The following is a 13,807-nucleotide window of genomic DNA, read 5'->3' on the forward strand; positions in this document are numbered from 1 at the left end:
CTTGGTAGTGGCCGCATCGAAGTAGGGGTGGCCGTCGACAAGCAGGCCAACGGCTGGGAAGTCGCCTTGAATTGTGAAAACGCTTTTACTGTATGTCATCTCATGCACTCCTCGAAACAGTTACCAGTTACCTCTTCCGTACCACTCATTCATATCCACGTCGAATTGCTGCGCCTCGAATGCTGCTTGTGACTGGGCCGCAGACTTCGCGGTGATCCAGCCATCTACTATTCCTGTCCTGCCGTTTCCGCCTGTTGACATGCGACCGCAGTCGGGACACTCGACACCGCACACGTCGAACCCGTGATCGACTATTGGTACGGGTAGACAGGATCCGCAGGGACAGGTTGTTGTGACCGCCGGCGTGAACGCAGTGTCCTTAGCGATGTCCCACGCGCTATTCCACAGATCCATGTCCGTGGTCACGTCAACATCAGTACACAGACCCTCATCTACCTGAGATGGGAGCCAGCTCGGCCGGCCAACGGCCCTCTCGAAGGCAGCAGACATGGCCTCATTCGCATCGCAGAAATCGTGACTGTGGCAGACGTGTGAATCATCCTCAGACTGATTCAAGTCGATCACGTTTTCCATCACATCAGGCGTGAGCCACGACCGCAGGATTCGCGAGAACTCGTTTGCGATTTCCGTTTTCATAATGCACTCCTCGGGTTAAGGTTCGCGGGTTATAACCGGGATCGGTAAAAAGCACAACAGGACTTGAGCAAAAAGTTTTCTGGCGTGTTTCAATGTCGCCAGCTGGCGGTCGAGGCGGGGTTACCTACCAGGCAGCCTGGTTCTTGGCAGTTCACGCATGGTTGCACCATTTCTGGCGTGTTCTAATGTCGGCACAACGCGGGGACCGGCATTCCGGCCCAGCGCAGCCCCCCGGAATAGGGGTTTTTTACCGATATTGTGGTCAGTGGGGCTGGCTTCTATTCTCTGGCACTCCAGAATTCAGGGGTATATTGTATCGGGTTAGGTTATCGAACGGCCGTAGCGGGGCAACTGGGGATCCGTTTTCAGCGGTTGGCGCTGGTTTGCCGCCAGTAGCCGGCATGTTGCCTACCAGGCAGCCTGGTTCTTTAGATACTGGTAACGCGCGTAAAAACAGGGCGGAAAGTATCCGCCCTGCTTGAGTCTGGATCGACTAGGGGTTAACTGGAAACGTAGAACGTCGGCAACTCGACTAGGGGTTTAATGTTGGGAAGCGTAACCGCAAAACCGTTTGCAATCATCTTATACGCTTCATCAAAACTAGAATACTTCAAGCGTAGACCAATCACACGCGGCGCCGGGTCGGTAAATCGCAGATCTGTATCATCGCCCGAGTACACTTCGTGGTCTAGATACGATTTCGGAAAGTCAGAATTCGCGTGATTGAAAACCACTGCCACATTTTTACCAGCATTCAACACGGTCCGCGCTTGAGTATCGCGCCCCTCTTTCCGTGAATATGTCAAATGGTAATTGGCTGGCCGATCATCGCGCAGGATCCGTTTGAGGTGCGCCGTGTAATCGTAAAACTGCAGCGCCGGCCGATCCGCGATAACTTGGCGACCGTGTTTGTTGCGTTCGTGCATGAGATCCGAAAACACGTTTAACCGCGCGGTTAACTCCATACCAGCGCGCCGCGCTTTACTTTCCGCGCGGTCTAGATCATCCGCCAGCATTTTATAGAACAGCGCCGGCTTGTGTTTTGCTAGCCATAACTTGGCGGCGCGCCAAACGTGAATAGATCGTAACCAAGATCCCATACCCTGATGATCGATACAGCCGCCAATACAACCAGCGCTGGCGCTTGAGCAAGCATTGATGCCCTCGACAGAATTAGCAGGGGACAACGATACTCCCATAGTCAGCCAGTGTTGCTTGGCGCTCTTCTCAAGCTTCGGGTTATCGGCTGCCAGTATGCGCCGCACGACAACTGGTACAAGCGCGCTCCCCTTATCATCGGTAACGATAACATCGAGCGCAGGAAACTGGTCAACATATCCAGTGAATGTAACTTGCATTCTAAACGTCATTGATAGCACTCCAATCAAAATAGTGGGTTAAATGCTGCGAGATCCGAACGGAAAGTCTAGCGTTCTATTTTCTTCAGCGTTGCGCAGCACTGCTAGAATCTCATTTTGCTGCTCTAGATTTTCTGTCGTGATGACTAGTGTTGGGCCGCGTTTGATTTTTACTATTTGATGCTCGTTGTCGGCTATTAACTCCGGCCGCAGCGAAACAGTAAAAGTCTGGCTAGTCTGGAAATCTGGATCCAGTTCTACCCATAGTGTCCGCTTGTCGTCAATTTTTAGCTTGTCTGTCATTTGTCAGCACTCCAATCAAAACAGGGGGTTATAGTAGTCGCTGGCGTGTAGAAACCTGGTAACCAGGTTTTGTCGGGATACCCTGCCAGCTGGCAGGGGGCAGGGGGCTAGGCCGTTTCGCATACGTCCGCCGCCAGTAGCCGCGTCAACGCCGCTAGGCACTCGCTGCGGGATCCGTTGCGGATGATAGACTCCGGCTGCATCCAGATTTCCAACGGGATTACAACCAGCGTAAAGCCGGCTTGGCGGTCTTGTTCGTCATGGTAGAGGTGAACGATTTCACCGCTGGATAAGACTTCACGTTGATATACGTCAATCATTGTCAGCACTCCAAACAGGGGTAAGTAAACACAATGACCAGCTGCGCTACCAGCTGGCGGTTGTGGCTACTTAAAACCAGTCTGATTGTCTATCCAGCCGGTCCTGTTTGCCATACAGCTCGTTCAGGTGAGACGACATAACGTAACCAGTCTCGGGAAAAGAATAGGTACGGCCGTTCTGGCTCTGTCCGCAGAGCGCCATCCTGATCGAACCGTCATATTCGAGATAGCTAAACTGATCTCGAATCAAGTCAAACCAGTAGCGCGGCAGTGCGGCATAGCTTACAGACTGCTGCTGCTTGTCAGCATCAGCCGGTAACACTGCCAGCGCGGTTGTACCGGCCGGCATAGCGTATTCATACAATGCCAGCTGGCGACGATCATCCACCGCCAGCAACAGCGCCGGCCGTTTGGCCTGATTAGATTCGATATAAACGGCGCGGTCCCAATCCGGCCGGATTCTAGGCGCGGTCAATTCGTCCGCGCTGAAATCCAATAGCATAAACAACCGATCATACTTGTCCTGATACTTAGAATTCAGCCGGATACGAACAGTGAAGTGAGTAGCGCCGTGTTGGACTGCGTCATTAATCCAGCGCCGGCCGTTGTAACGGCCGTCACCGGTAACATCGGCCCAGCCATCAACCGAATCGAATCGTTGTAGAACCCTGATCACTTCACCGTATTTAGTGTGGATAGAATCGTTCATTATGCACCTGCTTTCCGCGTGAGAACTAACGTATTATCAACGGCCGTCACTTCTACAGTGCAATGGCCGAAAAACGCCGTAACCGATTTTGACGTCATATCGATTATGGGCCGGCCGGATGACTTATGCGCATGCACTCGGCGGCGGCCGTTTTCGTGAAATCGAATAACCGCGCTACCAGTTTTCATATCAACATCGTAAGCGCTACCAGCTGATGCGCCGGCCGCAGCAAACAGCGCCGTACCCTGTAACCAGATCTGCATAGCGCCCTTGCGCCGTTCGCGTGTAGTGACAGTGGATAGAACAACGTCATACTGCGCCTCGATCTGCTTATCTGCTTCGGTCTGCTGTTCCTCTACTGGTTCGGCTAGGATCTCAGCTTCCAATTTATCTAGCACTGCCAGCGCCGCGCCGTATTCTTTCCCGTAGGTATCAGTTGTCATCGTATGCACTCCAGAAAAACAATTAGCCGATCTAGCGCCGGCCATGTAGTAATAGTATCGGCTATTACCGATGTCGGCAATACGGTTAGGCGTGTTTTTCTTGCGTCCCCCCGACAGTAGTGCTGGCAGATCAGTGGCAGGGGATCCAGTAGGGGAATCCCCGCAGTGGCGGCCCAGTAGCGGCAGGGGATCGGGGGAGCCAGCGCGGATCTGTTCCGCACCATACTAACGGGGGGCAGGTTATCGCGCGGGAGTAGGCGGGGGCGGACGTAAGTGCATGCGGCGTAACGGGTTACGTCCACGGGGGGGATGACCCCACCGAGCCACGACCCCCATTTACGTCCTGTGGACAGATTTTTTCCAGTTTTGGGGGACAAAAGTCCCTTATTGGGCCATGCAGCAGCCTTGTTTGGCCTTTGCATGGTCATCCGAGGGCTATGTAGAGCCTTCCTCGGGGGGTGCATCCTTTATATGACGCACTGACTCGCACTGTCTGAAGGTCAGGTAGTGTTGATCGCCTGGATCTTCCAGGTCTTCTGCCGGCACGATTTCGACTACATGGTTCCTTGCAATGGTCATCCAAGGGCCTGTGTAGTCGTATATGTACCTTAAACCGAGTGTATCTGGCCTTCCGGTCAGTGATTTCTTGTATAAATCGCCTTCCCAGACCATTAGATCACCCTTCCACGGTCCTGTGCTGTGGTCCCCGTGGGTATACACGAAGTATCGTTTCATACCTTCCACTGCTCCGTTAAGACCCGTAAGGCGTTCCCTCCAAGGATCTTTCGGATAGTTTCGTCGGTATATCGCGTTCCACGCGCAAATGTCTCTGCACACAGGCGTCTGGTCAGCTGGGACAGCCCTGAAGCGTCTGTTATCTCGTCAATTGGGTCTGTCAGGCCGTCCAGATCAGTGCCTATGCCCACACACTCTTTTCCGCCCACACTGATGATGTGCCGGATGGTCTGGCTCATTGCGTCCAGGCCGAGCCCCTTGCCATAGCCAAGTAGCCAGTACGTCATGGGAATCACGCCTATTACCCCGCCTTTACGGGCTATTGTCTCAATTTCCCAGTCTTCCAGGTTCAGTGTGGATGGGTTCAGCTCATAGGATCCGACGTGGGAAGCAATGATGCCCGATTGGCACATATCGTAGACTTCTCGACGGGCCATTTGGGTGCAGTGTGTGACGTCGATAAGCATGCCAAGCTCTCTGGCACGCAGTACTACTTTCTCTCCTAGAGAGGTGAGTCCTTTGTTTTCGTCCCACCTCTGCACGAGATTACGCCATTTTGATAGCTTCAGTGCATAATCTGGGTACGGGAATACTGAAGGGGAGCAGTAGTTCTGGTAGAAATGCGACAATCCGAGGTATGCGCAACCCCGTTTTGCCATGTACTCGAGGTTAGACAGTATCTCCTCTTCGACTTCAGGGGTTATCTCTGCTGGTATCTTGCCGCATTTATCCTGCAGATTGTGAGCCCCTTCGATGCTGTGAACGATACATATCGCATTATTGAGTAGATCTGTCTCCAGTTCGGTGGGGCTGCGAGAGATAACAACCGGTCTTTTGCCCTTGTATGCCTTTGCCTGCTTCTCGATCTGATCCAGGCACCAGACAGCGCCTTTGAAGTAGGATTTCTTCCCGAAAGTCCTGTACCAGGCGAATGGCCGCAGGAATCTCAGTAGGTGGATGATGGGCAGATCTTTGAGCATACCGGCTTCAGGCATGTATACCGTAGACAGGGATACGTCATATTCTCCCTGCTCGAGCATCTGAAACCCCGATCTGGTCGACATCGGCCAGAATCCCTTAAGGCCCTGCCGGAATCGTTTAGCCAGGTTTCTCTTGAAGAGCGATATCTTCAGCGTCGGGTGAGTATGCAGGTCAACAATGGTCGCTTCACTGTGAATTCTCTGCCAGTCTCGCATGCTACCTACCTCTTGGCCCTGAGACAGTTATGCCGTAGTACCCCAATCATAACGGTAAGTCACTCTGGCTGAGAGGCTAGAACGCCCCCTGAGTCAATGACCGGGCAGGTTCACTCCGCAGAGCTACGTCCGCTTTCCGGCTACTCCTGTATTACTCGCGCAAGACAGGCAGGATATTCGACCTCGCCATCAACCAGGGGCTAGCCACACTTTGATGGGTCTTAGGTTTTGACTCCTTTTGCGTTCAGGCTTATCGGCCTCGGCCAATGGGTGCTGAACCATGACCCGCTGCGGATACCAAACGTGGGCTTACGACGAACCGCAGCAAACATCGGAAAGAGCGAATATATCTTCTACCCCACTTTGGGACAACACTAATTATTGCTCCACCAGACATGGCCGCAGACCATGCCGAATATGAAGGCGATGACCGGATGGTCAGCGGACGCCTCGAGAAGTACTCGGCTGAATGTCGCTTCAGGGTGCCCCAGAATACCTGTAGCCAGATCCCAAATAATTACGATAAGGATAAAAGATGTGAGAATCGCTTTTGGTATTAATGTCCACCACATGTGTCCATTTTATCGAAGTCGTTGATACGGCGAAATGTGGATAGCGGCGGATTTGAGTACCTGCCTATAATTTACCGGTATAGACAATGTCTTACTCGGCTATTGGAGGTGCTATGGCTAGCGGTATTTGGCGAGAGAGTGAAGAGGAACAGCTACTGAAGCTGGCGTCATCAGGGGCGGACGCCATTGAAATTGCGACAAGCATGAATCGCTCGCCTGACGCGGTGCGGAGCAAGCTGAAAAGATTGCACCAAATGGGACGTGAACCGATTTCGGAAGACGTTAGAGAGGAGGTGGTCGAGTTTGAGAACGTGGCGCTCAAGAGTGAGGTCGCGGATCTAAAGAAGGCGGTGCTGGGATTTCAGGAGAAGTCCGCTGCCGCAGAGGCTGGCGTGGTCATACCCGAGTGGAAAGATGACTGGGATGGCAACGATGCGTGGACGAAAGCCGAGAAGCTGGGTATCAGGGAAATCAAGAAGGCAAAGCTGCGGGGGAAGTTCAATGTGAACTTTCCTACCGGCCCTATTGCCATTGCCTGTATCTCGGATCAGCATATCGCGCCGGGCACGGCGTGTGACCTGAAGCGAATGCGGGAGGATGCCGAGCTGATCCACGACACACCCGGCCTCTATGCGTGTCTGGCGGGGGACGGCGTGGATAATCACATCAAGATCCAGCAGGCGTACCTGGCGGCCCGCAGCACACCTAACGACCAGTGGAGGCTGTTCGATCATTACCTGAAAATCTTCGGTGACAAGATCCTCGTATTGATCTCCGGCAACCATGACGCTTGGACGACGCAGATCGGCGGTGTGGATTACCTGTCGAAGATAGCGGAGAACAATAAGCTCTGTTATGCGCCGGCAGAGGCGAGGCTGAAGGTCACAGTCGGTGGACAGGATTATGACATGCTGATCCGGCATCAGGTGGGACGGTTTAACTCAAGCCTGAACCAGACACATGTGGTCAAGCGGTTCTGGGAAATGAATGACGCCCCTTTTGATATCGGTGTCATAGGGCATCATCATGCTGCCGCTCTGGAGGCCGTGACCAAGCATGGCAAGAGGATATATGCAGCCCGGCCGGGCAGCTATCAGATTACGACACAGTACGCACATCAGTATGGATTTGAACACAGTATCCCGACCTGCCCGACTTTCATCCTCTTTCCCGGCGAGAGAAGGATTATCGGATTTGATGATGTACGGGATGCAGTCTGGGCACTGAAGGGGGCTAGAGGTGAATAAGCTAGAGAAATTGGTGCTGGGTACGTTTTGCCTGTCCGGCAGTACATATTTCGTGATTGAGATATGGCGGCAGGTTATCTGGTTCAAGTGGTGGTGGGCTTTACATTAGGGGGATTCACAACTCTAATCTCTTGCCAAAATCTCAGTAATCCTTTATTATCGCGAGCGGTAATGGAGGGTAGGACATGGATGTAACATTTCTGAGCCTGTTCGCGGGCATCGGTGGTATTGACCTCGGTCTTGAGCGGGCTGGAATGAGGTGCGTGGGGCAGGTGGAGATAAACCCCTTCTGCCTGCAGGTACTCCAGAAGCACTGGCCTGACGTACCCCGCTGGGAGGACGTGCGGGAGTTCCCTCCTCCGGGCGTTGAAATCATATCGCCGGATCTTATCGCAGCTGGGTTTCCATGCCAGGATTTGTCTTATGCGCAAAATAAACCAGAGGGGCTTTCCGGTGAAAGGAGCGGGCTGTTCTATGAGGTCATTCGCATTTCTTCAGTCCTCCGACCACGGTACATCTTACTGGAGAACGTCCCAGCGCTCCTTGCTCGAGGAATGGGAGAGGTTCTCAGGAACCTGGCCGAGATCGGGTATGACGCGGAATGGCACTGCATACCAGTTTGCTCACTTGGTGGACCGACGATTAGGGACAGGGTCTACATCATTGGGACGTTATCCGACTCCCACGAGCAGGGACTGGAAGGATGGGACGGCGAAGTCATGCAGGAACGTGCCGGCCAACGCATTATTGGGGAGGGTGGTTCACTTGAGGAATTCAGCGGAAGGTCTGGAGGAAGATGGTGGAAGCCTCGACCCGACCTTTGTCGAACATCTTCAGGGGTTCCCAGACGGGTGGACAGAATTAAATCGTTAGGGAATTCAGTCTCGCCTCCAGTGGCACAGTTCATTGGCGAGCAGATAATGAAAGCGGCGGAAGAGGAATGGTTAAGTGCCCACAATGCGGTTTGAGGACACAGGTGATCTACGACAATAGTGAGAGGTCTGCCCATCACTGTCACATGTGTGACATCATCGTTCAGAAATGGAAATCTTATGGCCCAAAGGATATGGGATCTGAGCGCATACAAGGACGTGATAACGGCGTTGTCGGAGGCGAGGGAGAACCAGAAGGGGGGCTTTGAAAGCACCCGCAACTGGGCAGATGGATCCACGCATTTCCTTGGTCTGGCCGGCGAGCTGACGGTCAGCCTCGAGTCCGGTGTCCCAATGGACGTGGAGCTTCTTATTGAGGGTGACGGGGGAACGGATTTTCTCGTCGAGGGCCGGCGATGCGATATCAAGACATCGACTTACTGGGAAGACCCGCACCTCCGTCTTCCACCAGATTTAGAACGCCGGGCTGACATCTATATCCTGGTCAGCGTTAACGAGCAGCTGCAGTCTCGCATCTGCGGATGGGCCACGGCAGCAGAGATGGATGAGGCAGAGCTGGTCGATTATGGTCGAGGGGCCATTCACAGCATTCGGGAAATCGAACTACTCGAGCGAAAACAGTGTGGCCTGCCGCCGTTCTTCCCTCGCCGGATCGACTGAAACAATCCGGTACTCAGGGCATCCGCAACTCGGACATCGCCCATCTCGGTGCAACTGATTGCACCGGTTGCACCCCTTGCTGATTTCACCGATCTTGCTTGGGGTACTCTTTTTTTGGGCCATCTTGGAAACTTCTCTTGAATCAATCCGGTGGTTTGAGCGACACTTTCAATTGTACCCAGGACTCACCCGAGGAGAGAATTTATGTCAACAGATATTACCCAAGACGAAGCCATTGAAGGTGAGGTGCAGGATGAGTTTACGGAGGCGCCGGCGGTCGAGGAGCCAGTAGCACCGGAACTTGACTTGACCGAGTTTTTCGATGACGAGCCCGCACAGGAGCCCGTCTACGAGGAACCGCAGGAGCCGCAGGAAGCGTACCCCCAAGAGTATTACGAGCCAACACTGGCAGACCAGGTGAGGCAGCTTGGGTTTTCCGATGTCGCAGATGACGGCGAGGCGCAAAATCGTTTACTTGAATCCTACCAGCAACTGGCTAACCAGAATCAGCAGTGGGCGAATTACTCCCAGCAGCTGCAAGGTCAGTATGACCAGCAGTTGCAGGAGCAGCAGCAATACGCTGACTACGGACGGGAATACCTGCAGCAGCAACAGGCCCAGCAACAGGAGCAGACCCCAGAGCCGGGAGAGCAGCATTGGTGGGCGCCCCCGGAATTCGATCTCCATAACCTCGACCAATACCGAGAGCAGGTATTCAACCAGGAAACTGGAACCGCACAGTGGGACTGGCGAGACGGGACACCGCTCAAGGTCAAGACAGCAGCCGAGGGATATTCAACTTACTTGGAAGACTGGGCCGAGAAGCTATTGCGACGGCCACAGGAAGTCCTGCCGGAGATTATCAAGCAGGAATTCGACAAGTATTTTCCAGAGGCGTATTCCAAGGTCGTCGACTACACCAGCAACTATTACCAGGGAATGCAGCAGCAGGCGGCCGTCGAGGATATTAATGCACGAAACGCCGACTGGGTGTACCAGCGTGATCCCAGAACCCAACAATTTGTACAGGATGTGAATGGTAGTCCTGTCCTCTCCTCCGAGGGCGCGGCTGTCACGAACTATGTGAACTACTTCCGCCAGCAGGGTATCTCTGACCCAAGCACATTGTGGGATCTTGCAACGCGGATGTATGCGGGCGACTTGTCGACAAGCATGTTATCTCAGCAGCAGCAGCAAGTGCAGCAAACATATGCCGCGCAGCAGCGAAACATGCAGCACCTGCAGTCGCAGTCGCCCGCATCTCATATACCTAGCGCAGCTGGAAGTGTTCCGGCTGCATACGAACCCGAGGCGCCGTCGCAGAATCCGCATTTAACTGCGGGTGAAAAACTACGTCAGCAGGCCATAGCAGATGGCTTGTTCTAATTTGTTGTGACTTTTGTGAGAAGGGGTTTTTAAAATGGCATATAAGGGATTCAATCCTGTTGCCTTCGCCCGGACTAGCGCCACAACTCTTGCGAATCATATCCGCGAAGTTGAGGAGTCAATGCTCCGAAACTTTCAGTTGGGTGCATTGCTCGAGTCAGCTGGACGGGTGAACTACAACAACAGCGGTGAAGGTTTTGACTGGCCCGTACAGTACCGACTCCACAAGGTGGAAGGAAATACTGGCGAGACTCAGCGAAACTTTGCACGTCGCAACCTCTGGAAAACTGCGAGCCTCGAGTTCCGTGGTTACCAGACAACTGACGCGATGTACTACCGTGAATTCCGTTCCAACAAGGGGCCGGAAGGCATTGTCAAAGTATTCGACAACTTCGTCCAGCGACTGGAAACTTCCATGACGCAGGCGTTTGGTGGCGAGTACTACGTTGACGGTTCCGCCTCGGGTAACGAGCAATCCTGGCATGGCCTGGAATCGATGTTCGTTCTCAATGGTACGGTGAACAGCACGTCCGGTGCCCAGCGATCAGCGAATGCTGCTGACATCGTTGGTTATCCGAACGACAGTTACGCCGCACTGTCGACAGTTCTCGGCAACTACGGCGGAGAAAACGAATCGGGTCAATACTGGCCTGATGGTATCGCTGATGGCGAGTATGACTTCTGGTCGCCGCTGGTTGTGAACTACACGACCACGCACGCCGACCTTCCCAGCAGCACCAACACTTGGGCTGGGCAGGGCGACGAGGCTTTGCGTTACGCCATCATTAATAGTCAGCGTAATGCCAGCAAGACCGGTCAGATCACCAACATTCTGTTGGCCCGTGATCTGTACATGGGACTGCTGAACATCATCGATGACAAGGAACGCATCGCGATTTCCAACGAGACGTCACTTCGCGCTCTCGGGTTCAAGCAGACAGTGAACTTTGATGGCATCGAAGTATCGTGGGAAGCTGGAATTGAATCCGGTGTTGGGTACGGCCTGAACTACGACAATATCGAACTGAAGTCCATGGATGAGAGTCTTCTGCGGTCGGAAGGCCCGGAATACGACATTCATAGCCAGGCGTTTGTCGCAGCTGTTAGCACGTTGAGCAACCTCAAGTTCTCATCGCCGCGTAACTTCTTCAAACTGGCCGCACTTGCATAGTGCTTTTTGACAAGGAAAGAATGACATGATTTACGTTGATCCTCCTTTTGATTTGGGCGAAACGCTCTCGGGGACTGACAGCGACAGCAACTTGACTAATGCCCATTGGGTTGGTGCTGTCTTTGAATTCCCTGACGTTGATCGCACACCCGCGATTCGCGGTGGCAAAAGCCGCCGCAGTGGTCAAGCCCTCCGGGCAGTGTGCGTTCGTAACACCAAAGGCTCGGCCCTGACTGTAGCTACTGCTACTTATGGCCTAGTCCTTGGATTTGATACCGCCGCTTCTGGACGACTAGCTGCCGGTGCTTGTGCAGGCGCTAGTTTGACTGAGGGCGATTGGGCTGGTGTTGGTGATCCTGAGCTTGGGGCAACCACTGTCGCAGATGACGACCTTTTTTGGTTGATTATCGGCGGGGTTGTGCCAATTTACGCTGAAGGTGGCATCGCTGTGGGCGCTCCGGTTGTTGCAGATGCAGGTACTGACGGCCATGCTATGGCTGCCACGGCTGCTCACATCGGCAACATCATGGGCGTTGCGGTCGATGCGATAAGTGACAATAACGCAGGTTTAGTTCACTTACACGTTCCTTACTAAGACCGGACACCTGGCTGCGCAGCCACGCAATTCGGGGTCTTGGGTTGCGCCGCCGGGTGTTCTTCGGAATGCTCGGCGGCGTTTTTTTATGAGGGGTAGTGCGTCAATGGTTAATCCTGGTCAGCGACCGATGACAGGCAGGGCCAATCAGCGCCTGCGGAAGCCACGTCAACAGAAGAAGAACAAACCATTTCAGTTGTTGAGTAGTCCAGCAACTGTCCAGAAGCAGAGGGCTCCCAACTACCGTCCCGGCGATCAGTCTCGTCGGTCTAGTGTGCAGGGACCGGGTGCCGGCGCTTATCAGCCACCTCGTCCTCAGACGCCTCGTCCTCAACAACCGCGTCCCCAACAGCCGCGCCCCCAGACACCTCGCCCTCAACCACAGCAGCCGCCCGGTACAGTTGTTGAGCAGTTGCAGACGGCCGGCCAATGGGAAGACTCGGGTTCACCGAGGGTGGATAGAACCCGCTCTGCTGTTGCTCGAAGACAGCCGGCTCCGCTCTCGGCGGCACTTAGCGGCCAGCCTGCCGGCGGTGGACAGCAGCAGGGCGGAATGGGTGGCCCCGGTATGGGTGACCCAAGCGGTGGAATGCCCGGCGGTATGCCCGGCGGTGGACAGCCCGGCGGAATGCCGGGTGGTGGAATGCCGGGTGGTGGACAGCCCGGCGGAATGCCCGGCGGTGGTATGCCCGGCGGTGGACAGCCCGGCGGTGGAATGCCGGGCGGTGGTATGCCGGGTGGCGGAATGCCGGGTGGTGGAATGCCGGGCGGCGGAATGCCGGGTGGCGGAATGCCGGGTGGCGGTATGGGGCAGCCTGACATGGGACAGCCCGGCGGCGGACCGCCCGACACGGGACAGCCCGGCGGCGCGATGAGCCAGGTCGAAGTTGTTCGTAGCCTCCTTGGCGGAAGAGACACCTCGAAAGTTATACCGTGGAAGGAGTTCTTGAAGAAAGCAAGCTCTGCCATGGGTAACCTGACCCATCAACAGCTACGTAAGCTGTGGACCAATGAGTCTGAGCGGAAGCACCGAATCCAAAACTGGAAGAAGAGTGGCTACTCATCGGCAAAGGACGCTTACGATCAACAATTCGCAGCTGGCTATAAGCCTGTTAACCAGTTGAAGATCATGGGGCCTGAACATCAGGGCACAATGCATACTCGCCAAGGTGCTGTCGGTTTGGGCGAAACCGTGCAAGGTATGCCCGGTGGACCTCCCGTAGCTGGCGGAATGCCCGGTGAAATGCCCGGTGAAATGCCCGGTGGCGGTGCAGATGACGGCGGATTCAAATGGACGGACGTTGGGGACACGGGCAATCAGCAGGGGTGGAAGAAGGTCGGTGACGACTGGATTCAGGTGCAGGATGCGTGGCGTAAGAAGCCTTCAGGTGTCGACCAGCAACAGCCAGCAGGTGGGATGCCGGGCGGTATGCCGGGTCCGACAGGCGGTATGCCGGGTCCGACAGGCGGTATGCCGGGGTCAGCAGGCGGTATGCCGGGGTCAGCAGGCGGTATGCCGGGTCCGACAGGCGGTATGCCGGGTCCGACAGGCGGTATGCCGG

Annotated in this window: 14 protein-coding genes; 8 read left to right on the plus strand and 6 right to left on the minus strand. The window is 54.7% G+C overall.

Annotation, left to right across the window (positions count from 1 at the left end; genetic code table 11):
• Positions 1–120 precede the first annotated feature (120 nt).
• The 6 genes from AAC035_RS10175 to AAC035_RS10200 all read right to left on the minus strand — a co-directional run bounded on the left by AAC035_RS10175 (position 121) and on the right by AAC035_RS10200 (position 5,721).
• Positions 121–657, minus strand: coding sequence for a hypothetical protein (locus AAC035_RS10175; protein WP_339803423.1), 537 nt, complete (start codon positions 655–657; stop codon positions 121–123).
• Between the two features lie 500 nt (positions 658–1,157).
• Positions 1,158–2,015, minus strand: a complete 858-nt coding sequence (locus tag AAC035_RS10180; protein ID WP_339803426.1) for a hypothetical protein — start codon at positions 2,013–2,015, stop codon at positions 1,158–1,160.
• A gap of 39 nt (positions 2,016–2,054) precedes the next feature.
• Positions 2,055–2,318 (minus strand): hypothetical protein, encoded by a 264-nt coding sequence (locus AAC035_RS10185; RefSeq protein WP_339803428.1) that lies wholly within the window; start codon positions 2,316–2,318, stop codon positions 2,055–2,057.
• Positions 2,319–2,708: 390 nt separating this feature from the next.
• Positions 2,709–3,347: a hypothetical protein gene (locus AAC035_RS10190; protein WP_339803431.1), complete on the minus strand. Its 639-nt coding sequence runs from the start codon at positions 3,345–3,347 to the stop codon at positions 2,709–2,711.
• The gene (locus AAC035_RS10195) at positions 3,347–3,790 is read right to left on the minus strand and encodes a hypothetical protein (RefSeq protein ID WP_339803434.1); all 444 of its coding nucleotides are present in this window, start codon (positions 3,788–3,790) and stop codon (positions 3,347–3,349) included. The genes AAC035_RS10190 and AAC035_RS10195 overlap by 1 nt, the downstream gene beginning before the upstream one ends.
• Positions 3,791–4,521: 731 nt before the next feature.
• The gene (locus AAC035_RS10200; RefSeq protein WP_339803437.1) at positions 4,522–5,721 is read right to left on the minus strand and encodes a membrane dipeptidase; all 1,200 of its coding nucleotides are present in this window, start codon (positions 5,719–5,721) and stop codon (positions 4,522–4,524) included.
• 685 nt (positions 5,722–6,406) lie between these two features.
• Here AAC035_RS10200 and AAC035_RS10205 point away from each other — a divergent pair.
• The 8 genes from AAC035_RS10205 to AAC035_RS10240 all read left to right on the plus strand — a co-directional run.
• Positions 6,407–7,540, plus strand: a complete 1,134-nt coding sequence (locus AAC035_RS10205; protein ID WP_339803440.1) for a hypothetical protein — start codon at positions 6,407–6,409, stop codon at positions 7,538–7,540.
• Between the two features lie 185 nt (positions 7,541–7,725).
• A complete protein-coding gene (gene dcm / locus AAC035_RS10210; protein ID WP_339803443.1) occupies positions 7,726–8,508 on the plus strand; it encodes a DNA (cytosine-5-)-methyltransferase in 783 nt (260 codons plus the stop codon).
• 84 nt (positions 8,509–8,592) lie between these two features.
• Positions 8,593–9,093 (plus strand): hypothetical protein, encoded by a 501-nt coding sequence (locus AAC035_RS10215; RefSeq protein WP_339803446.1) that lies wholly within the window; start codon positions 8,593–8,595, stop codon positions 9,091–9,093.
• Positions 9,094–9,297: 204 nt separating this feature from the next.
• Positions 9,298–10,479: a hypothetical protein gene (locus tag AAC035_RS10220; RefSeq protein WP_339803449.1), complete on the plus strand. Its 1,182-nt coding sequence runs from the start codon at positions 9,298–9,300 to the stop codon at positions 10,477–10,479.
• A gap of 34 nt (positions 10,480–10,513) precedes the next feature.
• A complete protein-coding gene (locus tag AAC035_RS10225; protein ID WP_339803452.1) occupies positions 10,514–11,650 on the plus strand; it encodes a phage major capsid protein in 1,137 nt (378 codons plus the stop codon).
• A 25-nt stretch (positions 11,651–11,675) separates the two neighbouring features.
• A complete protein-coding gene (locus AAC035_RS10230) occupies positions 11,676–12,245 on the plus strand; it encodes a hypothetical protein (protein WP_339803455.1) in 570 nt (189 codons plus the stop codon).
• Between the two features lie 557 nt (positions 12,246–12,802).
• Complete coding sequence (locus AAC035_RS10235) at positions 12,803–13,120, plus strand: hypothetical protein (RefSeq protein WP_339803459.1); 318 nt, start codon at positions 12,803–12,805, stop codon at positions 13,118–13,120.
• The coding region (locus AAC035_RS10240) for a hypothetical protein (protein WP_339803462.1) at positions 13,117–13,807 on the plus strand (691 nt) is incomplete at its 3' end. The genes AAC035_RS10235 and AAC035_RS10240, both read left to right, overlap by 4 nt.

The organism is uncultured Marinobacter sp., assembly GCF_963974375.1.
In the GTDB taxonomy this organism is placed as follows: Bacteria; Pseudomonadota; Gammaproteobacteria; order Pseudomonadales; family Oleiphilaceae; genus Marinobacter.

Bases quoted from the DNA above. Each gene is read 5' to 3' on its own strand.
- AAC035_RS10205 (WP_339803440.1), top strand. From the start codon at position 6,407: ATGGCTAGCGGTATTTGGCGAGAGAGTGAAGAGGAACAGCTACTGAAG.
- AAC035_RS10190 (WP_339803431.1), bottom strand. From the start codon at position 3,347: ATGAACGATTCTATCCACACTAAATACGGTGAAGTGATCAGGGTTCTA.
- AAC035_RS10185 (WP_339803428.1), bottom strand. From the start codon at position 2,318: ATGACAGACAAGCTAAAAATTGACGACAAGCGGACACTATGGGTAGAA.
- AAC035_RS10175 (WP_339803423.1), bottom strand. From the start codon at position 657: ATGAAAACGGAAATCGCAAACGAGTTCTCGCGAATCCTGCGGTCGTGG.
- AAC035_RS10215 (WP_339803446.1), top strand. From the start codon at position 8,593: ATGGCCCAAAGGATATGGGATCTGAGCGCATACAAGGACGTGATAACG.
- AAC035_RS10195 (WP_339803434.1), bottom strand. From the start codon at position 3,790: ATGACAACTGATACCTACGGGAAAGAATACGGCGCGGCGCTGGCAGTG.
- AAC035_RS10180 (WP_339803426.1), bottom strand. From the start codon at position 2,015: ATGCAAGTTACATTCACTGGATATGTTGACCAGTTTCCTGCGCTCGAT.
- dcm (WP_339803443.1), top strand. From the start codon at position 7,726: ATGGATGTAACATTTCTGAGCCTGTTCGCGGGCATCGGTGGTATTGAC.
- AAC035_RS10230 (WP_339803455.1), top strand. From the start codon at position 11,676: ATGATTTACGTTGATCCTCCTTTTGATTTGGGCGAAACGCTCTCGGGG.
- AAC035_RS10225 (WP_339803452.1), top strand. From the start codon at position 10,514: ATGGCATATAAGGGATTCAATCCTGTTGCCTTCGCCCGGACTAGCGCC.
- AAC035_RS10200 (WP_339803437.1), bottom strand. From the start codon at position 5,721: ATGCGAGACTGGCAGAGAATTCACAGTGAAGCGACCATTGTTGACCTG.
- AAC035_RS10220 (WP_339803449.1), top strand. From the start codon at position 9,298: ATGTCAACAGATATTACCCAAGACGAAGCCATTGAAGGTGAGGTGCAG.